This is a genomic window from Vibrio sp. 10N.222.52.C12 (assembly GCF_041474215.1).
GTDB classification, from domain to species: Bacteria; Pseudomonadota; Gammaproteobacteria; order Enterobacterales; family Vibrionaceae; genus Vibrio; species Vibrio crassostreae_C.
Genome location: NZ_JBFRTR010000009.1, coordinates 1 through 22,739, shown reverse-complemented (window position 1 = coordinate 22,739; position 22,739 = coordinate 1). Strand labels below are relative to the sequence as shown.

19 protein-coding genes are annotated in these 22,739 nt (G+C 45.3%); 5 read left to right on the top strand and 14 right to left on the bottom strand.

Annotation, left to right across the window (positions count from 1 at the left end; all coding sequences use genetic code 11):
- Positions 1–130: 130 nt before the first annotated feature.
- Entirely contained in the window at positions 131–1,420 is a 1,290-nt protein-coding gene (gene purD / locus AB4623_RS01865) for a phosphoribosylamine--glycine ligase (RefSeq protein ID WP_017062702.1), read from the top strand.
- Between the two features lie 181 nt (positions 1,421–1,601).
- On the opposite strand, the gene AB4623_RS01860 is transcribed toward purD, so the two are convergent.
- Together AB4623_RS01860 and hupA are read right to left on the bottom strand one after the other, a co-directional pair.
- Complete coding sequence (locus AB4623_RS01860) at positions 1,602–2,300, bottom strand: DUF1481 domain-containing protein (protein ID WP_017063655.1); 699 nt, start codon at positions 2,298–2,300, stop codon at positions 1,602–1,604.
- Between the two features lie 47 nt (positions 2,301–2,347).
- Positions 2,348–2,620, bottom strand: coding sequence for a nucleoid-associated protein HU-alpha (gene hupA, locus AB4623_RS01855; RefSeq protein ID WP_004729753.1), 273 nt, complete (start codon positions 2,618–2,620; stop codon positions 2,348–2,350).
- A 270-nt stretch (positions 2,621–2,890) separates the two neighbouring features.
- Here hupA and AB4623_RS01850 point away from each other — a divergent pair, with 270 nt between their 5' ends.
- Positions 2,891–4,042 carry a CNNM domain-containing protein gene (locus AB4623_RS01850; RefSeq protein ID WP_102429032.1) on the top strand — a complete coding sequence of 384 codons (1,152 nt, stop codon included), beginning with the start codon at positions 2,891–2,893 and terminating at the stop codon, positions 4,040–4,042.
- A gap of 104 nt (positions 4,043–4,146) precedes the next feature.
- Here the strand turns inward: AB4623_RS01850 and AB4623_RS01845 are convergent, their stop codons facing one another.
- Positions 4,147–4,734 carry a YjaG family protein gene (locus AB4623_RS01845; RefSeq protein ID WP_017062699.1) on the bottom strand — a complete coding sequence of 196 codons (588 nt, stop codon included), beginning with the start codon at positions 4,732–4,734 and terminating at the stop codon, positions 4,147–4,149.
- A 71-nt stretch (positions 4,735–4,805) separates the two neighbouring features.
- On the opposite strand from AB4623_RS01845, the gene AB4623_RS01840 reads away from it, so the two are divergent.
- Entirely contained in the window at positions 4,806–5,732 is a 927-nt protein-coding gene (locus AB4623_RS01840; protein ID WP_017062698.1) for a D-2-hydroxyacid dehydrogenase, read from the top strand.
- Positions 5,732–6,325 carry a uracil-DNA glycosylase family protein gene (locus AB4623_RS01835; RefSeq protein WP_017065640.1) on the top strand — a complete coding sequence of 198 codons (594 nt, stop codon included), beginning with the start codon at positions 5,732–5,734 and terminating at the stop codon, positions 6,323–6,325. The genes AB4623_RS01840 and AB4623_RS01835 overlap by 1 nt, the downstream gene beginning before the upstream one ends.
- Positions 6,326–6,428: 103 nt before the next feature.
- Here the strand turns inward: AB4623_RS01835 and hemE are convergent, their stop codons facing one another.
- Together hemE and nudC are read right to left on the bottom strand one after the other, a co-directional pair.
- Positions 6,429–7,496 carry a uroporphyrinogen decarboxylase gene (gene hemE / locus AB4623_RS01830; RefSeq protein WP_017060530.1) on the bottom strand — a complete coding sequence of 356 codons (1,068 nt, stop codon included), beginning with the start codon at positions 7,494–7,496 and terminating at the stop codon, positions 6,429–6,431.
- Between the two features lie 299 nt (positions 7,497–7,795).
- Complete coding sequence (nudC, locus tag AB4623_RS01825) at positions 7,796–8,605, bottom strand: NAD(+) diphosphatase (RefSeq protein WP_372111397.1); 810 nt, start codon at positions 8,603–8,605, stop codon at positions 7,796–7,798.
- A 165-nt stretch (positions 8,606–8,770) separates the two neighbouring features.
- Between nudC and AB4623_RS01820 the strand changes: the two genes are divergently transcribed.
- Positions 8,771–9,268, top strand: coding sequence for an Rsd/AlgQ family anti-sigma factor (locus AB4623_RS01820; RefSeq protein WP_032546263.1), 498 nt, complete (start codon positions 8,771–8,773; stop codon positions 9,266–9,268).
- A 330-nt stretch (positions 9,269–9,598) separates the two neighbouring features.
- On the opposite strand, the gene rpoC is transcribed toward AB4623_RS01820, so the two are convergent.
- The 9 genes from rpoC to tuf form a co-directional block, all read right to left on the bottom strand.
- Positions 9,599–13,801: a DNA-directed RNA polymerase subunit beta' gene (rpoC, locus tag AB4623_RS01815; RefSeq protein WP_017060527.1), complete on the bottom strand. Its 4,203-nt coding sequence runs from the start codon at positions 13,799–13,801 to the stop codon at positions 9,599–9,601.
- A 92-nt stretch (positions 13,802–13,893) separates the two neighbouring features.
- The gene (rpoB, locus tag AB4623_RS01810) at positions 13,894–17,922 is read right to left on the bottom strand and encodes a DNA-directed RNA polymerase subunit beta (protein ID WP_017060526.1); all 4,029 of its coding nucleotides are present in this window, start codon (positions 17,920–17,922) and stop codon (positions 13,894–13,896) included.
- 235 nt (positions 17,923–18,157) lie between these two features.
- A complete protein-coding gene (gene rplL / locus AB4623_RS01805; RefSeq protein ID WP_017060525.1) occupies positions 18,158–18,526 on the bottom strand; it encodes a 50S ribosomal protein L7/L12 in 369 nt (122 codons plus the stop codon).
- Between the two features lie 57 nt (positions 18,527–18,583).
- Entirely contained in the window at positions 18,584–19,078 is a 495-nt protein-coding gene (rplJ, locus tag AB4623_RS01800) for a 50S ribosomal protein L10 (RefSeq protein WP_017060524.1), read from the bottom strand.
- Between the two features lie 250 nt (positions 19,079–19,328).
- On the bottom strand, positions 19,329–20,033 hold the full coding sequence (gene rplA / locus AB4623_RS01795) for a 50S ribosomal protein L1 (RefSeq protein ID WP_017060523.1): 705 nt from the start codon (positions 20,031–20,033) through the stop codon (positions 19,329–19,331).
- A 4-nt stretch (positions 20,034–20,037) separates the two neighbouring features.
- Positions 20,038–20,466: a 50S ribosomal protein L11 gene (gene rplK / locus AB4623_RS01790; RefSeq protein ID WP_010435555.1), complete on the bottom strand. Its 429-nt coding sequence runs from the start codon at positions 20,464–20,466 to the stop codon at positions 20,038–20,040.
- Positions 20,467–20,679: 213 nt separating this feature from the next.
- Positions 20,680–21,228, bottom strand: a complete 549-nt coding sequence (gene nusG, locus AB4623_RS01785) for a transcription termination/antitermination protein NusG (protein WP_010435556.1) — start codon at positions 21,226–21,228, stop codon at positions 20,680–20,682.
- A 13-nt stretch (positions 21,229–21,241) separates the two neighbouring features.
- The gene (gene secE, locus AB4623_RS01780) at positions 21,242–21,619 is read right to left on the bottom strand and encodes a preprotein translocase subunit SecE (RefSeq protein ID WP_010435558.1); all 378 of its coding nucleotides are present in this window, start codon (positions 21,617–21,619) and stop codon (positions 21,242–21,244) included.
- A 223-nt stretch (positions 21,620–21,842) separates the two neighbouring features.
- A partial coding sequence (gene tuf, locus AB4623_RS01775) for an elongation factor Tu (RefSeq protein ID WP_372145631.1) occupies positions 21,843–22,739 on the bottom strand: 897 nt, incomplete at its 5' end.

Here is a 22,739-nt window from a genome sequence, read left to right as displayed (position 1 = left end):
GAAAAGATACGAGAGCGCTTCGCTACGGGAAACGAGAACGCTGCGCTCCGAGATGAGCAACACTATCATTTAGTGTTGCTCAGATATTTTCTAGTTCTACTACTATCAATTTTGATTGAAGGTTTAAAACATGAATGTATTGATTATTGGTGCTGGCGGTCGTGAGCATGCACTAGGTTGGAAAGCAGCACAAAACCCAAACGTTGAAACAGTATTCATCGCTCCAGGTAACGCAGGTACTGCACTTGAGCCAAAACTAGAGAACGTAAACATCGGCGTTGAAGACATCGCTGGTTTAGTCGCGTTTGCTCAAGATAAAAAAATCGAACTGACTATCGTGGGCCCTGAAGCACCATTGGTTATCGGTGTGGTTGATGCATTCCGCGAAGTAGGTTTGCCAATCTTCGGCCCTACTCAAGCTGCAGCACAGCTTGAAGGCTCTAAAGCATTCACTAAAGACTTCCTAGCTCGTCATGATATCCCAACAGGTTACTACTCAAACTTCACTGAGATTGAGCCAGCTATCGCTTACGTTCGCGAGCAAGGCGCTCCTATCGTAGTGAAAGCTGACGGTCTTGCGGCAGGTAAAGGCGTTATCGTTGCGATGACCCTTGAAGAAGCAGAAGACGCAATCAAAGACATGCTAGCGGGCAACGCCTTTGGCGAAGCAGGCAGCCGCGTTGTTATCGAAGAGTTCCTCGAAGGCGAAGAAGCAAGCTTCATCGTAATGGTTGACGGCTCTAGCGTGCTTCCTATGGCCACCAGCCAAGATCACAAACGTGTTGGCGACAAAGACACTGGGCCGAACACGGGCGGCATGGGTGCTTACTCTCCTGCGCCGGTTGTAACTCCAGAAATCCACAACCGTATCCTTGAGGAAGTTATCTACCCAACGGTACGTGGTATGGACGCAGAAGGCGCACCTTACACAGGTTTCCTTTACGCTGGCCTAATGATCGATGCTGACGGCACACCTAAAGTTATCGAATACAACTGCCGCTTTGGCGACCCTGAAACGCAACCTATCATGATGCGTATGGAGTCAGACCTTGTTGAACTTTGCCTAATGGCTATCGACGAGAAGCTCGACGAAGCAGAATCGAAGTGGGATCCACGCGCTTCTATCGGTGTTGTTCTTGCGGCTGGCGGTTACCCTGCTGACTACGCAAAAGGTGACGTTATTTCACTACCAACAAGCGAAGTTGAAGGCCAAAAGGTTTTCCACGCGGGTACGACAAATAATGAAGCTGGCGACGTTGTGACAAACGGCGGTCGTGTACTTTGTGCAACAGCACTGGGCAATACGGTTTCTGAGGCTCAAGAGCGCGCTTACGCGTTGACTAAGCAAGTTAGCTGGAATGGTATGTTCCACCGCAATGATATTGGTTACCGTGCGATTGCGCGCGAACAAGAGCAGTAAACAATCTTGTTGCTCGCTTACTTTCCAATAACAGTAAGCAAATGACAGCAAGTGAATAACAGAAAAAGGCGCCTCAATAGGCGCCTTTTATTATCTCATTTACACAAGAATCTGTATTTGTACAGACAAATAGGCACTTGGCCTACAGTAGGCCAAATACTCTCAATCCTTTGATTACTCGCTATTCTTTCAACAATGATGGCCTAACGACACAATCATGGCTGTCTTCAGCCAGCATCAGTAACTCTTCCACGCTCATCTTACCCAGTGAATCACTGCCAAGAAACGCCGCATAGCTTTCCACAGACGCCAATCGGTCAATCACGAAGCCTGGCAAGGTCTGGTTAAATTCAATGCGATCAAACTCACCACCAGCGCACGTTTTAAAAGAGCTGCCATTCCAGTAACCCTGAATCAGCCTAAGCCCTTCATCATGCTGCTTCGTTGTGGTCTCTAGAACCGACGTCGCTTCTTTCTGATAGTTTTCAAGCTGCTTGGCTTGGATAGGTAAGATTTTGCTATCAATACGATACTGTTGATACACAGCTTCGCCTGACTTATTGAAACGCACATGGACTCGATAGGGAACCAGCTCATTAGAAGAGTTACGCTGCTCGCCTTCACGAATGAATTCACGAAGCACGCCTTCTGACCAAGCATAATCAGTTTGGTACCAGCCGTAATCGCCGACAGTGACGTAGTCAGCTGAAGTATGAGGTTGTGTTAGCTTGTTTGTAACCCAGTAGAAACTCGTCGCGTCGCCCATGACTTGGCCGCCAGTGTGAGTTTCAAATTGCTCTAGGTTTTTGCGAGGGCTTGTTGAAGAACAGCCAATAAGAAATGTAGATAATAGTGAAACGAGAAGAAATGCTTTTTTCATAAAAACCTGTACCGAGGTGGAATACGACTACCTCGGTACAGTTTAGATTATTTCACTGAATCTTTCAGCGCTTTACCTGCAACAAATGCTGGAACATTTGCAGCAGCGATTTGGATCTCATCACCAGTTTTTGGGTTACGACCAGTGCGAGCTGCACGGTGGTTTACTTTAAAAGTACCAAAACCAATTAGCTGAACTTGATCGCCATCTTTAAGAGCATCTGTAACACCGCCAAGAGTCGCTTCTAGAGCAGCTTTAGCTTGTGCTTTAGAAAGGTCCGCTTTTTCAGCAATAAAGTCGATTAATTGAGTCTTGTTCATTTTAGGTTTCCCTTCTTTGTATTTTTGAATTCAATTCACTCTAAAACATAAATGCCCCATCTGGCAAAGGTTTGTCGTCGATCTTTAGCTCTAATGCCGTAGTTTTAGCCATAATATGAGTAATAACTCACAATTTGTTACTGATTTTATTAAGCAAGCCCTTGTTTAAAAGGGGCTGAGAGCAAAATTAATGATGACCTAGCCACTACTTTTTCACTATAATCCACGCTGAATCGCTGCTAAAGCGTACAATTTAATTTAAGGGCAAACATGCTGCTGCTATCTATTTACATCTCCATTGCTATTGGAGTTTCTTTCATTTGTTCTGTTTTGGAAGCTGTACTTTTGAGTATTAGTCCGAGCTACATTGCTCAACTAAAACAAAATGGGCACCCTGCAGCAGAGTCTTTAGACAAACTGAAAACAGATATTGACCGCCCGCTTGCGTCAATTTTAACGCTCAACACCATCGCCCATACTATCGGTGCTGCGACAGCAGGTGCACAAGCGGCTGTCGTTTTTGGTAGCCAATGGTTAGGTGTCTTCTCTGCCGTGCTAACGCTAGGTATCTTGGTATTATCTGAGATTGTTCCAAAAACCATTGGTGCAACCTACTGGCGTCAACTTGCTCCTGCTTCGGCAAGCGTGCTTCGTTGGATGGTGTTCTTCCTAACACCGTTTGTATGGTTCTCAGAACAGATCACCAAACGTCTTGCTCGTGGCCACCAAGCACCAAAAATGCGTGATGAGTTATCTGCAATGGCGATTTTGGCAAAAGAGAGCGGTGAATTTGCAGAAGGCGAGTCAAAAATCCTGAGCAACCTACTGGGTATTCAAGATGTACCCGTGACTCAGGTAATGACGCCGCGCCCAGTGGTATTCCGTGTTGATGCGGAAATGAGTGTGAATACGTTCCTAGAACAACATAAAGACACGCCATTCTCACGTCCGCTGGTTTACAGCGAGCAGAGTGACAACATCATCGGTTTTGTTCACCGCTTAGAGCTGTTTAGATTGCAGCAAGCCGGTTGTGGTGAGAAAGCTTTGGGTGAAGTAATGCGCCCTATCCACGTGTTGCTGAACAACATGGGCTTGGCTAAGGCCTTTGACCAGATGATGGCAAACCGCCTGCAACTGTCTTTAGTTGTGGACGAATACGGCACTATTCAGGGCATCATCACCCTAGAAGACATCTTTGAGCACCTAGTGGGCGAAGAGATTGTCGACGAAGCGGATAAGACGACTGACATGCAAGAACTGGCGTTCCAACGCTGGGAGAAGTGGAAAGAGACACACGGTGTTATCGAAAACCGCGATGACGAGGACGAGGAAGAAACTCCAGCAGACAACGACTCTTCAGATGCAAAATCAACGAATGACGACGACGCATCAAAAGATAAGGCATCAAAAGACAAAGTGTAGAACGAAGACAAAAAAGACGCTTAATCTAAATTTGATACCGTCAGATACAACAAAGGCTCCCTAGGGAGCCTTTGTTTTTATTCGTACCTTGGTGCAATTGCGAATTATAGCGCAACACCAATGTTACTGACTGGGTCTTCACGCAGTTCGTGGCGTAGGTCTTTGATCAGCTCTAAGTCACGCTCAGTCGTTTCACGTAGAGGTCGGAAAATGGCCCACTGAACGTCCCACTCTTCACACACCGCTTCGTTTTCTTTCTGGTTTTCGTTCGTCACTTCTTCAGCGCCTTGAGCAAACTCAAGCTCAGCAACCGTCTTCACCGATTGTTGACTCACTTTAATTACCGCTTCCAACATATGTTCACGGTCAAGCAGACCATGAATTAGCGTTGCTAGGCCTTGGCATGCGTCCATTGCTGGGTAAACACCATAAAAATCAAAATCATCACCGCTAGGGAATAGCTCTTCAACCTTCTCAAGTTGACGCTCAAAGTTCACCTTTGCTGTTTTAACCGTCAGGATTTCCCAAATGCTATCCAAAACATCACGATAGATTCGAGCTTCCGCAAATTCTGTATTCTCACAAAACATGGCATAGTTAGGGTACATACGCTCACATAGACACGCCATAAAGGTAATTTGTTGCCAAGGTTCTAACTTTTCAAGACGAACCTGCAGTGGATTCTGAAGCATAGTCACTCAATAATTGCAGAAAAAGACAGCGAAAGTGTACTTGATAAACCCTGGGGGGAAAAGGTAAGCCGATGAACAATTTTACGAATAAGCTCTATATTCTTACTGAGCATGACGATACCTATACGCAACTGATTCTAAACCAGGATTTACCCGACCTAGAAATCACTCAAAACCCCAAATCAGCACAGATTGTCTTGGCGTCACCACCTCTAATCGCAGAGCGCCTCGGCGAGTTTAAAGAGCTAGACTGGGTACAGAGTACCTATGCCGGAATCAATAAACTCACTCAGCCAGATCTGCGTCAGGACTATACGCTAACCAACGTCAAAGGCATCTTTGGTCCGGCTATCGCAGAATACGTATTGGGTTACACAATCAGTCACTGTAGACACTTCCCTCATTACCACCAGCATCAACAACAACGAAACTGGCAGCCACAGCTTTATACTAGCCTAACTGACAAAACTATGGTGATTTTAGGAACAGGTTCAATCGGCAGTCATTTAGCAAAAACCGCGGCGGCTTTTGGTATTCATACCATAGGTGTCAACCGTACCGGCATCCCATCCAAACAAGAAACCTTTAAAGAGACTTTCCACATCAATGAGATAGAGGCTGCCCTTAAGCAGGCCGATATTGTGGTCAACACCTTGCCATCAACCGCTGAAACCTATCAACTGTTGAACCAAACCACGTTAGGTTACTGCTCTAATGTGTTGCTGTTTAATGTCGGTCGAGGGGAAAGCATCGACAATAAAGCCTTGTTGCTCGCCATAAAAAACAGATGGGTAGAACACGCATTTTTAGATGTGTTTGAAAGTGAACCCCTCTCTCAGGAACATCCTTTCTGGAAACTACCGCAAGTCACCATCACTCCACACATCGCTGCACTCAGTGAGCCAAGACAAGTAGTCGAGATCTTCGCAGAGAATTACAAACAGTGGCGAGATGGCTTTACACTTAATCATGTCATCGATTTTGAAAAAGGTTACTGATGTCCTCTTCGTTACTTAAAGAGATTCGACAATGCCGAGCTTGTGAGCCTCACCTATCACACGGTGCTAACCCGGTGATTCAAGCGCATCCAAACGCGCGCTTGCTGATCATAGGTCAAGCGCCGGGTATCAAGGTGCATGAGTCGTCGATCCCTTGGAATGACGCGAGTGGCGAACGATTAAGAGGATGGTTAGGGATAGATAGCGATACTTTTTACGACGAGCAAAAAGTCGCGATTGTGCCTATGGGGTTTTGTTATCCGGGGAAAGGGAAAAGTGGTGATCTTCCACCACGCAAAGAGTGCGCGGAGCTTTGGCATAACAAAGTGCTGCAATCTCTACCCAATATTCAAATGACACTGCTGATTGGCCAGTACGCACAAAACCATTACCTAACAAACAAGACCACCAGCACATTGACCGAAACCGTGCGTGATTGGCAAAGGTGGGCGCCTGAGTTTTTGCCATTACCCCACCCTTCGCCACGCAATAATATCTGGCTCAAGAAGAACCCTTGGTTTGAAAGTGAAGTCATTCCTTATATCAGGAAACACATCTCTGAGCATTTGGCCTACCATGATCCAAATACCTAATTAACTGCACACAACAAGATTAAACCGCCATCAAATGCCAATTTCAGGCAATAAAAAAGCGCTGTTGGTTTCCCAACAGCGCTTTCAATAATCTTACTCAGAATTACTTGTGGTAAGGCTTAGACAATTCGTGAACAGCGTCAACGAATACACCAGCGTTCTCTGGCGGTACATCTAAGTGGATACCGTGGCCTAGGTTAAATACATGACCTGTACCACCGTCGCCGAAGCCTTCAAGGATGCTGCCCACTTCTTCGCGAATACGTTCAGGCTGAGCGTAAAGCATTGAAGGATCCATGTTACCTTGCAGAGCAACTTTGTCGCCGATGCGAGCTTTTGCATCTGCGATGTTGATTGTCCAGTCTAGACCAACCGCATCACAACCTGTTGCTGCGATAGACTCAAGCCACATGCCACCGTTCTTAGTGAACAGAGTAACCGGTACTCGACGACCTTCGTTTTCACGGATTAGGCCATCAACGATTTTGTGCATGTATTGCAGTGAGAATAGGTTGTAGTCACGAGGAGTCAGTACACCACCCCATGTATCAAATACCATTACCGATTGAGCACCCGCTTTAATTTGCGCGTTCAAGTATTCGATAACACTGTCAGCCAGCTTGTCTAGAAGCAGGTGCAGCGTTTGTGGTTCTGCGTACATCATCTTCTTGATCTTAGTGAATGCTTTAGAGCTTCCACCTTCAACCATGTATGTCGCTAGAGTCCATGGGCTACCAGAGAAACCAATCAGTGGCACTTCGCCTTTCAGGTCTTTACGGATCTGACGAACGGCATTCATTACGTATTGAAGCTCGCCTTCTGGATCAGGTAGGCCAATCTTCTCTACGTCAGCTTTACACGTGATAGGACGCTCAAACTTAGGACCTTCACCTGTTTCAAAGTACAAACCTAAGCCCATTGCATCAGGGATAGTTAGGATGTCTGAGAACAAGATTGCCGCATCAAGCGGGAAACGACGTAAAGGTTGAAGTGTTACTTCTGATGCCAGTTCCGCGTTTTTGCACAAAGACATGAAATCGCCCGCTTCAGCGCGCGTTGCTTTGTATTCAGGAAGATAGCGGCCAGCTTGGCGCATCATCCATACCGGTGTGTAATCAACAGGCTGTTTTAAAAGTGCGCGTAAATAGCGATCGTTTTTTAATTCGGTCATTCCGTTAAATTCCAATTCAATCTTGTCTAGTTTTGATGGCAAGTATTCTAACACTGATTGAAGGGTAAAAGCTGTGTGCTTTGCAACCTAGATCAAGTTATTAACTTTTAAATCAATGCTTAATTTGCACCCAATTACGGGAGCATGTTAAAAATTTGTTCGCTAGCGAAAATTACAATTATAACATCTGAGTAGTCACTACTCAGCATCTCATAACGACATCTTACTTACCCCCTCCACTTGTGGAGGGTTTTTTTTAGCTTTTGATCACCCATAGGCCAAATACTATCACAGGCAAATTAGTGCTCTAGTATCTGCTCAGTCACACCATCTTTCATCACGTCATCAACGGTTTTCTCAATCAACTGTCTCGCAATGGTTCCAACAGGAGCAACATCAGGCAGGCTTGTTACGTCAAACCATTGAGCATCCGATAGCTCGCTGTAGTCAGGCTTGAGCGTACCACCAGCATAATCTGCGAGAAAGCCCATCATCATACTCGATGGAAACGCCCATGGCTGGCTGCCAAAATAACGAATATTATCGACATCGATACCCGTTTCTTCTTTGACTTCTCTTGCCACACACTGCTCTAAGGTCTCTCCGACCTCTAGGAAGCCCGCTATCACGGTATACATACCTGTCTTATGTCTTGGGTGCTGCGCAAGCAATATCTTGTTGTCGTTTCGTACAGCGACAATGATGCACGGGAAGATACGAGGATAATGAAGTGTGCGGCAATCTCCACACTGCATCGCCACCTGGTTATGGTTGAGATGATTTCGACCACCACACTGAGGGCAAAAACGCATACTTTGAGTCATATGCCCATATTGGATGGCTTTGCTTGCAGTCAAGAAACTCACTTCAGGCCAGTGCAGTAACTCTCTTAGGCTAACCATGTTCAGCTCATTCTCCACATCACAATCGTTGAGCCAATACACCTTGCGACCTTGATGCTGACCAATACAGATTGCATGCTCCACACTCAGCCCAAGCTCTTCAGCAGAGCCAAACGGAAACTGATCATTATTAACCCAAATATCACTACCAGAAACGACGCACCAATAAGCTTGCTCTGTCATTTTGTTATCACTTTTTTTTAACATCCCTATGCCTCATTGCTTGCAGTTCGTTCATTTTACTGGCAATCTAATTTCATACTAGAGTTGTAGCAGAGAATATTTCAAGCTATTACTTTTAGTAGCTACCAATAAAACGGACCCTGCTTAGGCAATTACTTGATCACAAGGTTGTGATCAGATCATGAGGACATGGTCATGCTAAATAAATTCAAACAAATACAAGAACAATGGGGTGGCTCTAATGAGGTCATCGATCATTGGCTCGAAACTCGACAGTCTCTAATCGTTGAGTATTGTAAGCTAGGTGCCTTGCAGCCAGCTAGCAACGGGCAATCAAACGTTGTTGAACTCCCTTCCCCTAAAGAAATAAGCTCATTCTGTGATCATGTTGTCGATTATATCTCAGAGGGTCATTTTAAGATCTACGATATGGTCATGAAAAAATGGCAAGCAACAGGCTTTAAAACCAATGACGAGATTGATACAACTTACGCGAAGATCGTACTTACAACCGAGCCGCTTCTAGAATTCAATGATAAGTACGTTAAAGTAAATGCAGACGATGAGTTGCCTAACTTCGAAGGAGATATGTCCAAAGTAGGTGAACTACTCGAACTACGTTTTGAAGTAGAAGATAATCTTATCCAGCTTATTGCAGACAGTTTAGCGATTCCACCAGGCGCTTAGTTAGCCGAATCCTTAATAAGCTTGCCTCTGTGCAAGCTTTTTGTTTTGTCTGTAAGGTTATCCAAACTACCCAGAACCTTTCAGACAGAGCTTACTCGCTCGCCCTGACCTTTAGCCATAAGCATATGGTTACAGCCCTAATCAGCCTAGTCATCTCTACCCTTTATCTTACTGGCCTCAAAGAGCACTCTTCAGGACATAAATCCAACCTCACCAGCTAGATAAGCACACCTATCACTTTATAAGTCATAGCTAAATACCAATACGCCAGATACAAAAAAGGCACCCGAAGGTGCCTTTTTCTTATCTCTTAGAGACTACTCGTAGAACTTACTCTTCTGAAGAGAAACCAGCGTTTAGAAGTGCTGCTAGATTGTCAGTAGCTTGTTCAGCTGAAGGACCTTCTTGCTCTTCTTCACGTTGTTTTTGACGCTCTTGGTGGTATGCGAAACCAGTACCAGCTGGGATCAGACGACCAACAATTACGTTCTCTTTCAGGCCGCGAAGGTCATCACGCTTACCAGAAACCGCAGCTTCTGTTAGTACGCGAGTCGTTTCTTGGAACGATGCAGCTGAGATGAATGACTCAGTTGCAAGAGATGCTTTAGTAATACCTAGTAGATCACGTTCGAAACGTACTAGTTCTTTACCTTCAGCTTCTAGCTTACGGTTAGCAATCTTAACATTGTGGTACTCAACTTGTTCGCCAGGTAGGAACGGAGAGTCACCAGAATGAGTGATTGTACACTTACGTAGCATTTGACGAACGATAGTCTCGATGTGCTTATCGTTAATCTTTACGCCTTGTAAGCGGTAAACTTCTTGAACTTCGTTCGCGATGTACTGAGTTACTGCGTGGATACCACGTAGACGCAGGATATCGTGTGGAGTTTCAGGACCGTCGGCGATTACATCACCACGTTCAATCTTCTCACCTTCGAACACGTTCAATTGACGATGCTTAGGAATCATCTCTTCGTAAGCGTCACCGCCTTCACGAGTGATTACTAGACGACGCTTACCTTTCGTTTCTTTACCGAAAGACACAGTACCTGTGTGCTCAGCAAGGATCGCAGGCTCTTTAGGCTTACGAGCTTCGAATAGGTCAGCTACGCGTGGTAGACCACCGGTGATATCTTTGTTTCCGCTCGATTTTTGAGGGATACGAGATAGTGTGTCACCGATGCCAACTTCAGCGCCATCTTCGATGTTTACAATCGCTTTGCCAGGTAGGAAGTAGTGAGCTGGCATATCAGTACCAGGGATCATTACGTCGTTACCTTGCTCATCAACAAGTTTGATAGCTGGACGCATATCTTTACCTGCTGCTGGGCGAGCTGCTGCGTCTGTAACTTCACTTGAAGAAAGACCCGTTAGATCGTCAGTTTGACGAGAAACTGTAATACCATCGATCATATCTACGAATTGGATACGACCTGCCACTTCAGTGATGATTGGCATGGTATGCGCTTCCCAGTTAGCTACAACTTCACCAGCAGTAACTGCTGCGTTGTCGCCTTTGGTTAGCATCGAACCGTAAGGAAGTTTGTGCTTCTCTTTAGTACGGCCGAATTCATCAATAATCGTCATCTCAGATGCACGAGAAGTGATAACCAGTTTCTTATCTTTGTTAACTACGAACTTAGCATTGTGAAGTTTCACAGTACCAGTTGTCTTAGCTTGGATGCTGTTCTCTGCTGCTGCAGTAGATGCCGCACCACCGATGTGGAACGTACGCATCGTTAGCTGTGTACCCGGTTCACCGATAGATTGTGCAGCGATAACACCAACTGCTTCACCTTGGTTCACTAGGTGACCACGTGCTAGGTCACGACCGTAACACTGTGCACAACAACCGAAGTCTGCATCACAGGTAACAACAGAGCGCACTTTCATGCTATCTACTGAGTTGTCTTCCATGATTTGACACCACTTCTCATCAATTAGAGTATTACGTGGAATCAGTACATCTTCAGTACCAGGCTTAAGAACGTCTTCAGCTACTACACGACCTAGAGCAAGCTCAGAAAGTGCAACTTTAACGTCACCACCTTCGATGTGAGGCATCATGTCGATACCTTCATGCGTGCCACAGTCATGTTCGTGTACTACAACGTCTTGAGCAACGTCTACTAGACGACGAGTTAGGTAACCCGAGTTTGCTGTTTTCAGTGCTGTATCCGCAAGACCCTTACGAGCACCGTGCGTTGAGATAAAGTACTGAAGGACGTTTAGACCTTCTTTAAAGTTCGCTGTGATCGGCGTTTCGATGATTGAACCATCTGGACGCGCCATCAGACCACGCATACCTGCTAGCTGACGAATCTGAGCTGCAGAACCACGTGCGCCCGAGTCGGCCATCATGTAGATGCTGTTGAACGATTCTTGCTGTTCTTCTTCGCCGTCACGGTTGATAACTGTTTCAGAAGATAGGTTATCCATCATTGCTTTCGCAACGCGGTCATTCGTAGATGCCCAGATATCGATAACTTTGTTGTAACGCTCACCCGCAGTAACAAGACCAGATTGGAATTGCTCTTGGATTTCGCGAACTTCTTCTTCAGCAGATTCAATTTCATCGTATTTCGCTTGAGGTACAACCATATCGTCGATACCTACAGAAACACCAGAAAGTGCAGCGTATGCAAAACCTGCGTACATGATTTGGTCAGCAAATACTACTGTATCTTTTAGACCAAGCTTACGGTAACACTCGTTAAGAAGAGTAGAGATCTGCTTCTTACCTAACTTTTGGTTAACGATGCTGTACGGTAGGCCAGCTGGAACGATTTGCCATAGCATTGCACGGCCGACAGTTGTATCAACCATCTTCGTTTCAGTAGTGCTGTTACCATCTTCGTCTACTACAGTTTCGGTGATACGTACTTTAACGCGAGCGTGTAGCTCAGCAGTCTTAGTACGGTATGCCTTTTCAGCCTCAGCAGGGCCAGCAAGGTACATACCTTCGCCTTTCACGTTGATCTTGTCACGTGTCATGTAGTAAAGACCCAATACAACGTCCTGAGAAGGTACGATGATCGGATCACCTGACGCTGGCGACAGAATGTTATTCGTCGACATCATCAGTGTACGTGCTTCAAGCTGTGCTTCTAGAGTTAGAGGCACGTGTACCGCCATTTGGTCACCATCGAAGTCGGCGTTGTATGCCGCACACACTAGTGGGTGAAGCTGAATCGCTTTACCTTCGATTAGTACTGGTTCAAACGCTTGGATACCTAGACGGTGAAGTGTAGGTGCACGGTTAAGCAGTACTGGGTGTTCGCGGATTACTTCGTCCAGGATATCCCAAACGATAGCTTCTTCGCGCTCTACCATCTTCTTAGCAGCTTTGATTGTCGTAGCCATGCCACGAGTTTCTAGCTTGCTGTAGATGAACGGCTTAAATAGCTCAAGTGCCATCTTCTTAGGAAGACCACACTGATGTAGACGAAGGTATGGACCTACTGTGATTACAGAACGGCCAGAGTAGTCTACACGTTTACCTAGAAGGTTCTGACGGAAACGACCTTGTTTACCCTTGATCATATCAGCAAGAGATTTCAGAGGACGCTTGTTAGAACCAGTGATAGCACGACCACGACGACCGTTATCTAGAAGTGCATCAACAGACTCTTGCAGCATACGCTTTTCGTTACGTACGATGATGTCCGGAGCAGCTAGCTCTAGAAGGCGCTTCAAACGGTTGTTACGGTTGATCACACGACGGTAAAGGTCGTTCAGATCTGAAGTCGCAAAACGACCGCCATCTAGTGGTACTAGAGGACGTAGATCTGGCGGCAGAACCGGAAGTACAGTCAGAATCATCCATTGCGGATCGTTACCCGATGCAATGAACGCTTCAACTAGCTTCAGGCGCTTAGTAACTTTTTTACGCTTAGTTTCTGAGTTAGTCGTTTCTAACTCTTCGCGCATTTCTTCCACTTCTTGATGAAGGTCCATTGTTGCAAGCAGATCTTTGATCGCTTCAGCACCCATCTTAGCAGTAAATTCGTCACCCCACTCTTCTAGACGATCCAGATACTCTTCTTCAGTAAGCATCTGAGATTTTTCTAGATCAGTCATACCTGGTTCAGTTACTACGTACATCTCGAAGTAAAGAACACGTTCGATATCACGTAGAGGGATATCCATTAGTAGACCGATACGAGACGGCAGTGATTTTAGGAACCAGATGTGAGCAACTGGTGAAGCTAGCTCGATGTGGCCCATGCGGTCACGACGAACTTTAGTTTGTGTAACTTCAACGCCACACTTCTCACAGATAACACCACGGTGCTTCAGGCGCTTGTATTTGCCACAAAGACATTCGTAGTCTTTAACTGGACCAAAAATACGTGCACAGAACAGACCATCACGTTCAGGTTTGAACGTACGATAGTTAATTGTTTCCGGCTTTTTAACTTCACCAAAAGACCATGAACGGATCATGTCTGGTGAAGATAGACCGATTTTGATTGCATCAAATTCTTCGGTCTTATGCTGTGCTTTTAGAAAGTTTAATAAGTCTTTCACATTCAGCTCCTGTAAGGAGTTAAAGGAGCTCACTGCTGTAGCAAGCTCCCTTTTACCAAATAATCCTATCTTCTTTTAAAAAGAAGGAGGGATTACTCTTCGTCTTCTAGCTCGATGTTGATACCTAGCGAGCGAATCTCTTTCAACAGTACGTTGAACGACTCAGGCATACCAGGTTCCATGCTATGGTTACCGTCTACGATGTTCTTATACATCTTAGTACGGCCGTTAACGTCATCTGACTTAACTGTTAGCATTTCTTGTAGAGTATATGCAGCACCGTATGCTTCTAGTGCCCATACTTCCATCTCACCGAAACGCTGACCACCGAACTGAGCTTTACCACCAAGTGGTTGCTGAGTTACTAGGCTGTAAGAACCAGTTGAACGAGCATGCATCTTGTCATCAACCAAGTGGTTCAGTTTCAGCATGTACATGTAACCAACAGTTACAGGACGCTCAAACGAATCACCAGTACGACCATCAAACAGTTTAAGCTGACCAGATTCTGGCAGATCACCCAGTTTAAGTAGTTCTTTGATTAGAGACTCAGAAGCACCGTCGAACACAGGAGTAGCAATCGGTAGACCGCCACGTAGGTTCTTGATCAGTGTACGAACTTGATCATCAGACAGTTCAGCAATATCAACTTTCTGACGAGTATCACCAAGATCGTAAACCTTCTGTAGGAACTCACGGAACTTATGCAGTTCTTGTTGTTCCTTAACCATTTGGTTGATCTTGTCACCGATACCTTTCGCAGCCAAACCTAAGTGAACTTCTAGGATCTGACCGATGTTCATACGCGATGGTACACCCAGCGGGTTAAGTACGATGTCTACAGGCTGACCTTTCTCATCGTATGGCATGTCTTCAACAGGGTTAATCTTAGAGATTACACCTTTGTTACCGTGACGACCGGCCATCTTATCACCAGGCTGGATACGACGTTTAACCGCTAGGTAAACTTTAACAATCTTAAGAACGCCAGGCGCTAGATCATCACCTTGGGTGATTTTACGACGCTTAGTTTCAAACTTCTTATCGAAGTCTGCTTTTAGCTCATCCCACTGCTCAGCAAGTTGCTCAAGCTGTGTTTGTAGCGCATCGTCTTCTAGAACTTGCTCTAGCCATTGCTTACGACCGATAGTATCAAGCTTAGCTTCAGAGTAACCACCAGACAGAAGTACAGCTTTAACACGGTTAAGAAGGCCACCCTCAAGAATTTGGAACTCTTCAGTTAGGTCTTTCTTAGCTTCTTTAAGCTGCATCTGTTCGATTTCAAGTGCACGCTTGTCTTTCTCTACGCCATCGCGAGTGAAGACTTGTACATCGATGATAGTACCCGAAACAGAGTTTGGTACACGTAGAGAAGTATCTTTAACATCAGATGCTTTCTCACCGAAGATAGCACGTAGCAGCTTCTCTTCAGGAGTCAGTTGAGTTTCACCTTTAGGGGTTACTTTACCAACTAGGATGTCGCCACCCTTAACTTCAGCACCAATGTAAACGATACCTGACTCGTCTAGTTTAGACAGAGCAGACTCACCTACGTTTGGAATATCAGCTGTGATCTCTTCAGAACCCAGCTTAGTATCACGAGCCACACAAGATAGTTCTTGGATGTGGATTGTCGTGAAACGGTCTTCTTGAACTACGCGCTCAGATACTAAGATCGAGTCTTCGAAGTTGTAACCGTTCCAAGGCATGAATGCGATACGCATGTTTTGGCCAAGAGCTAGTTCACCAAGGTCTGTTGAAGGACCATCAGCAAGAACATCGCCACGTGCAACTGGTTCACCAGGAAGTACAGTTGGACGTTGGTTAATACATGTGTTTTGGTTCGAACGCGTGTACTTAGTTAGGTTGTAGATATCGATACCAGCTTCGCCAGGTACCAATTCATCTTCGTTAACCTTAACTACGATACGAGAAGCGTCTACAGACTGAACTTGACCACCACGTTTAGCAACCGCTGTAACACCAGAGTCAACTGCGATGTTACGTTCGATACCAGTACCTACTAGAGGCTTATCAGCCTTAAGTGTTGGTACAGCTTGACGTTGCATGTTGGCACCCATCAATGCACGGTTCGCATCATCGTGTTCTAGGAACGGGATAAGCGAAGCAGCGATAGATACTACTTGGTTTGTCGCAACGTCCATGTAGTCAACGTGATCGCGTGGGTGAAGACCAGATTCACCTTTTTGACGAGCTGTGATTAGCTCATCTGCAAACGTACCTTCTTCAGTAAGAATGGTGTTTGCTTGCGCGATTACGAATTGACCTTCCTGGATTGCTGACAGGTAATCAACTTCTTCTGTTACTACACCATCTACTACACGACGGTACGGAGTTTCTAGGAAACCGTAATCGTTACAACGTGCAAACGCAGATAGTGAGTTAATTAGACCGATGTTTGGACCTTCAGGCGTTTCGATCGGACATAGACGACCGTAGTGAGTTACGTGAACGTCACGTACTTCGAAGCCTGCGCGCTCACGAGTAAGACCACCAGGACCTAAAGCAGAGATACGACGTTTGTGCGTAACTTCTGACAATGGGTTGTTTTGGTCCATGAACTGTGAAAGCTGTGAAGAGCCAAAGAATTCTTTAACTGCAGCAGAGATCGGCTTAGCGTTGATAAGATCTTGAGGCATGATTGCATCAAGGTCACCAAGGCTTAGGCGCTCTTTAACGGCACGTTCTACACGAACTAGACCAACACGGAATTGGTTTTCTGCCATTTCACCTACAGAACGGATACGACGGTTGCCAAGGTGGTCGATATCGTCCACTTCACCAATACCGTTACGGATACCAATCAGTTTCTTCATCACTTCGATGATGTCTGATTCATCCAGAGTACCGCGCTCTTCTTCTTCTTCACGCTCGATAGAGCTGTTGAACTTCATACGGCCTACAGTTGATAGGTCGTAACGTTCTTCAGAGAAGAATAGGCTTTCGAATAGAGACTCTGCAGCTTCTTTCGTTGGTGGCTCGCCAGGACGCATCATGCGGTAGATTTCTACCAATGCAGAGATGCGATCTACTGTGCTATCTGCACGTAGAGTGTCTGACATGAATGGACCGTGATCTAGGTCATTCGTGAACAGAGTTTGTAGAGCCTTGTGGCCTGCTTGAGACAGGTTAGCAAGAGCTTCTAGGCTAATCTCTTGGTTCGCGCCAACGATGATCTCGCCAGTTGCTTCGTTGATGTAATCTTTAGATGCAACTTTACCAACGATGTACTCTACTGGTACTTCGATGTGCTCAACGCCATCTTTTTCAAGTTGACGGATATGGCGAGCAGTAACACGACGACCAGTCTCAACGTAAGTTTTACCGTTTGCTTCGATGTCGAATGACGCAGTTTCACCACGTAGACGATCAGGAACCAACTCCATAAGAAGAGTTTGGTCTTTCACTTCGAAGTTCACTTTGTCGAAGAACAGATCAAGGATCTCTTCAGTCGATTTACCAAGTGCACGAAGAATAATCGATGCTGGTAGCTTACGACGACGGTCGATACGTACGAATAAGTTATCCTTAGGATCGAACTCAAAGTCTAACCATGAGCCACGGTAAGGAATTACACGTGCGTTATAAAGAACTTTACCTGATGAGTGGGTCTTACCCTTATCACTGTCGAAGAACACGCCTGGGCTTCGGTGCAGCTGGGATACGATAACCCTCTCGGTACCATTAATTACGAAAGTACCATTGTCTGTCATAAGCGGAATTTCGCCCATGTAGACTTCTTGTTCTTTAATGTCTTTTACAGTACCTGCTGGTGCATCTCGATCAAAGATAACTAGACGTAGTTTTACGCGTAGTGGCTTTGAGTAAGTAACACCGCGGATTTGACATTCTTTAACGTCAAAAACTGGCTCACCAAGACGGTAGCTAACGTATTGCAGCTCAGAATTGCCGTTGTAGCTCTGAATTGGAAATACAGAACGGAAAGCAGCTTCAAGACCGTATTGACCTTCTGGATCCTGTTCGATGAATTTGTCGAAAGAATCAAGCTGGATCGATAACAGGTATGGAATGTCCAAAACTTGTGGACGAGTACCAAAATCCTTACGGATGCGCTTTTTCTCGGTATAAGAGTAAACCATGGGGTTCCTCAGCTCGCTGATAAGTGACCCAAACCACCCAAAACACTCTTCAGAGGGGGTGGTGACAAACAGCTGTTTAGTGGTAGTGAACAATCATTTCGAAAAAATGACTGTTTTTTTGCTCGGATTATGACGGTTAAACAGCGGAAATTTCGTCATAGCCCTACAGCGCAAAAAGGCCGGTGGTTAATAAACCACCAGCCATTAGCCTTGCGGCTATGAAATTAAGTAATAATTACTTGATTTCAACAGAAGCGCCAGCTTCTTCTAGCTGTGCTTTAAGAGCTTCAGCTTCAGCTTTGTCAACGCCTTCTTTAAGCGCTGCAGGAGCTGAGTCTACAAGACCTTTAGCTTCTTTAAGACCTAGGCCAGTTGCGCCACGTACAGCTTTGATAACTTGTACTTTGTTAGCGCCAGCAGCAGTTAGGATTACGTCGAATTCAGTTTGCTCAGCAGCAGCGTCGCCGCCAGCTGCGCCACCAGCTACAACTGCAGCTGCAGCTGAAACGCCGAATTTCTCTTCCATAGCTTCGATAAGCTCAACAACTTGCATTACAGACATTTCTGCAACTGCGTCTAGGATTTGCTCGTTAGTAATAGACATAACAATTCTCTTTTAAGTCAACAATAAGTTTAATTTGCAACCAGTGAAAAGCAAGGCTTAAGCCGCTGCTTCTTCTTTTTGGTCACGTAGTGCAGCGATAGTACGAACCAGCTTGCCAGCAGAAGCTTCTTTCATGCACATCATTAGGCGTGCGATAGCTTCGTCGTAAGTTGGTAGTGTCGCTAGTACTTCAGCATCAGTAACTGCGCCTTCAAATGCAGCAGCTTTGATCTCGAAATCTTTGTTCTCTTTAGCGAAGTCTTTGAAAAGACGCGCTGCAGCACCTGGGTGCTCGTTAGAGAACGCGATCAGAGTTGGACCAGTGAAAGTGTCTACTAGACACTCGTAGTCTGTACCCTGAACCGCACGGCGTGCTAGTGTGTTACGAACAACTTTCATGTAAACACCCGCTTCGCGAGCTTGTTTACGTAGAGAAGTCATTGCGCCAACTTCAACGCCACGAGAATCAGCTACAACTGCAGAAAGTGCACCACTGGCAGCTTCGTTGACTTCAGCAACAATTGCTTTTTTGTCTTGAAGATTTAAAGCCATTTGGATTAACCTCTGGTTGTGATTACAGCACTCAATACAAAATGTAATGAGCGTTTACGATGTTATTTAAAAATGAATAAATTCATTTCAAACCACAACATCGCCTACGTAGGTTTTATTAAGCTATCAATAATCTAATGAAAATCGACAGCGCCTACGGTCTTGGGATAGATGATTTCAAATTGCTTTAAAACCACCCAACCACAAATATTAGGCGCAGAAGTATACACTAAATCTGCGCCTAAGCAAATTAGTTTGCTTGAGTGTCAAGACTAGCTTGATCAACAGCAACACCAGCACCCATCGTAGTAGAGATGCTTACTTTCTTCAGGTAAGAACCCTTAGCTGAAGAAGGCTTAGCTTTCTTAAGAGCAACTAGAAGAGCTTCTAGGTTCTCTTGAAGCTGGCTAGCTTCGAAAGATGCTTTACCGATAGTAGTGTGGATGATGCCGTTCTTGTCGTTACGGTAACGAACCTGACCAGCTTTAGCGTTCTTAACCGCTTCAGCAACGTTAGGAGTTACAGTACCAACTTTAGGGTTTGGCATAAGGCCGCGTGGACCTAGGATTGTACCTAGTTGACCAACAACACGCATTGCATCTGGAGAAGCAACAACTACGTCGAAGTTCATTTCGCCTTTTTTCACTTGCTCAGCAAGATCTTCCATACCAACGATATCTGCGCCAGCAGCTTTAGCAGCTTCTGCGTTTGCACCTTGAGTGAAAACAGCAACGCGGATGTCACGGCCAGTACCGTGAGGTAGCACTGTTGCGCCACGAACGTTTTGGTCAGATTTACGAGCATCGATGCCTAGGTTAACAGCAACATCTACAGACTCAACGAATTTAGCAGTCGCTAGTTCTTTAAGAAGAGCAACAGCTTCGCTGATTTCGTATTCTTTAGTTGAGTCAACTTTGTCGCGGATTACGCGCATACGCTTAGTAAGTTTAGCCATGATCTTATCCCTCTACCACTAGGCCCATTGAACGAGCAGTACCAGCAATAGAACGTTTCATTGCTTCGATGTCAGCACCAGTCATATCAGCAGCTTTAGTTTCTGCGATTTCCTGAACTTGAGCGTCAGTAACAGTACCAACTTTCTCAGTGTTTGGACGACCTGAACCAGACTTAACGCCAGCAGCTTTCTTAAGAAGAACAGCAGCAGGTGGAGTCTTAGTTACGAACGTGAAAGAACGGTCGTTGTAAACAGTAATAACTACTGGAGTAGGTAGACCTTTCTCAACAGATTCTGTTTTTGCGTTGAACGCTTTACAGAATTCCATGATGTTCACGCCGTGTTGACCTAGAGCAGGACCAACCGGTGGACTTGGGTTTGCCATACCAGCTGCAACTTGCAGTTTGATATAAGCTTCAACTTTCTTAGCCATGATATTTCCTAATATTTTGGGTACATGCGCTAGCCGCCAGGCGAGCTCCCCATAAATTCAATTAACTCTTTTTCACTTCCACAGAAGCAAAAAGGCGCGAAATTATAATCATAATTCGCGCCTTTAACAACCCTAAAAAGGTGATTTTTTATACTCTTTAATTTTAAACAGCTTATGAACTATTTATCCACAGCTTGTTCAAAACTTAGAGTTTTAGTCCAGTTTTTCAACCTGACCAAATTCAAGCTCAACCGGTGTTGCACGACCAAAGATCGATACAGATACCTTAATGCGGCTTTTCTCGTAATCTACTTCTTCAACAGTACCGTTGAAGTCAGCAAATGGACCATCGTTCACACGAACCACTTCACCCGCTTCGAACATTGTCTTAGGACGTGGAGACTCGCTCGCTTTCTCTAGACGGTTCAAGATAGCATCAGCTTCTTTATCAGTGATTGGTGCAGGACGATCAGAGGTACCACCAATGAAGCCCATAACACGCGGAATGCTGCGTACTAAGTGCCATGATTCATCATTCATGATCATTTGAACTAATACGTAGCCAGGGAAGAATTTACGTTCACTTTTACGGCGTTGGCCTGCACGCATTTCCACTACTTCTTCAGTAGGTACTAGCACATCGCCAAATAGTTCTTCCATGTTGTGCATTTTAATATGCTCGCGTAGCGACTGTGCAACACGACCTTCAAAGCCAGAAAAGGCTTGAACTACATACCAACGTTTTTTTGGAGCTTCACTCATGAATCAGAACCCTCTACACCCCAGTTGCTAGAGAAACTAGACGGACCATAATGCCGTCAATTCCCCAAAGCACTAGAGACATAACAATACATACAGCTAAAACGATCAATGTAGTTTGCATAGTTTCTTGGCGAGTAGGCCAAACAACTTTACGAATCTCCATACGAGATTCTTTTGCAAAATCGATCGCAGCTTTACCTTTAGTTGTTGTTGCTGCAACGCCTAGTGCGGCAGCAATCAGCACAACTACACCTGCAGCGCGAATTACAACAGACAATTCACCATACAGGTAATTACCCACAACAGCAGCAGCCAACAGAACAAAAGCGACAATCCACTTCATTGTATCTGCTGCACCTGAGCTATCAGGAGTTTCAGCGTTTGCTTTCATAAAACCAACCTGTGATAAGTCTTAAATATAGACGACAATAACCCCGCTGTTGCAGGGCACATTCCTTTGCGTTGCAAAACAACACATCTAACAGTCATTTTAGTCAAAAAGACCGTTTAATTCTTTGCTAAGAGCAAAAATCGATGTCAAAACATCCAACTCTTTTTTTAGCGCAGAAAAAGGGCATCAAATGATGCCCTTTTTACTAGTGGTTCGTCAAATCTTATGCAAAGATTTTAGCTACAACACCAGCACCAACTGTACGGCCACCTTCGCGGATTGCGAAACGTAGACCTTCGTCCATTGCGATTGGAGCGATTAGCTCAACAGTCATTTGAACGTTGTCACCTGGCATTACCATTTCTACGCCTTCTGGTAGAGTGATATCGCCTGTTACGTCAGTTGTACGGAAGTAGAACTGTGGACGGTAACCTTTGAAGAAAGGAGTGTGACGGCCGCCTTCGTCTTTAGAAAGTACGTATACTTCAGACTCAAACTTAGTGTGTGGGTTGATAGAACCTTTCGCAGAAAGTACTTGACCACGTTCAACGTCATCACGCTTAGTACCACGTAGAAGTGCACCAACGTTCTCACCTGCACGACCTTCGTCAAGCAGTTTACGGAACATTTCAACACCAGTACAAGTAGTAAGAGTAGTCTCTTTGATACCAACGATTTCTACTTCGTCACCTACACGTAGGATACCGCGCTCGATACGACCAGTTACAACAGTACCACGACCTTGAATTGAGAATACATCTTCAATTGGTAGTAGGAACGGTTGGTCAACTGCACGCTCTGGCTCAGGAATGTAAGAATCTAGTGCTTCTGCAAGCTCAACGATCTTGTCTTCCCACTGCTTCTCGCCGTTTAGTGCGCCAAGTGCAGAACCTTGGATAACTGGTAGGTCATCACCTGGGAAGTCGTATTCAGAAAGAAGTTCACGAACTTCCATCTCAACTAGCTCAAGTAGCTCTTCGTCATCTACCATGTCACATTTGTTCATGAATACGATGATGTAAGGGATACCAACTTGACGACCAAGTAGGATGTGCTCACGAGTTTGAGGCATAGGGCCGTCAGTCGCAGCAACAACTAGGATACCGCCGTCCATTTGTGC

Coding starts and splice junctions, on each gene's coding strand:
- purD (WP_017062702.1), top strand. CDS start 131: ATGAATGTATTGATTATTGGTGCTGGCGGTCGTGAGCATGCACTAGGT.
- AB4623_RS01860 (WP_017063655.1), bottom strand. CDS start 2,300: ATGAAAAAAGCATTTCTTCTCGTTTCACTATTATCTACATTTCTTATT.
- hupA (WP_004729753.1), bottom strand. CDS start 2,620: ATGAACAAGACTCAATTAATCGACTTTATTGCTGAAAAAGCGGACCTT.
- AB4623_RS01850 (WP_102429032.1), top strand. CDS start 2,891: ATGCTGCTGCTATCTATTTACATCTCCATTGCTATTGGAGTTTCTTTC.
- AB4623_RS01845 (WP_017062699.1), bottom strand. CDS start 4,734: ATGCTTCAGAATCCACTGCAGGTTCGTCTTGAAAAGTTAGAACCTTGG.
- AB4623_RS01840 (WP_017062698.1), top strand. CDS start 4,806: ATGAACAATTTTACGAATAAGCTCTATATTCTTACTGAGCATGACGAT.
- AB4623_RS01835 (WP_017065640.1), top strand. CDS start 5,732: ATGTCCTCTTCGTTACTTAAAGAGATTCGACAATGCCGAGCTTGTGAG.
- hemE (WP_017060530.1), bottom strand. CDS start 7,496: ATGACCGAATTAAAAAACGATCGCTATTTACGCGCACTTTTAAAACAG.
- nudC (WP_372111397.1), bottom strand. CDS start 8,605: ATGTTAAAAAAAAGTGATAACAAAATGACAGAGCAAGCTTATTGGTGC.
- AB4623_RS01820 (WP_032546263.1), top strand. CDS start 8,771: ATGGTCATGCTAAATAAATTCAAACAAATACAAGAACAATGGGGTGGC.
- rpoB (WP_017060526.1), bottom strand. CDS start 17,922: ATGGTTTACTCTTATACCGAGAAAAAGCGCATCCGTAAGGATTTTGGT.
- rplL (WP_017060525.1), bottom strand. CDS start 18,526: ATGTCTATTACTAACGAGCAAATCCTAGACGCAGTTGCAGAAATGTCT.
- rplJ (WP_017060524.1), bottom strand. CDS start 19,078: ATGGCTTTAAATCTTCAAGACAAAAAAGCAATTGTTGCTGAAGTCAAC.
- rplA (WP_017060523.1), bottom strand. CDS start 20,033: ATGGCTAAACTTACTAAGCGTATGCGCGTAATCCGCGACAAAGTTGAC.
- rplK (WP_010435555.1), bottom strand. CDS start 20,466: ATGGCTAAGAAAGTTGAAGCTTATATCAAACTGCAAGTTGCAGCTGGT.
- nusG (WP_010435556.1), bottom strand. CDS start 21,228: ATGAGTGAAGCTCCAAAAAAACGTTGGTATGTAGTTCAAGCCTTTTCT.
- secE (WP_010435558.1), bottom strand. CDS start 21,619: ATGAAAGCAAACGCTGAAACTCCTGATAGCTCAGGTGCAGCAGATACA.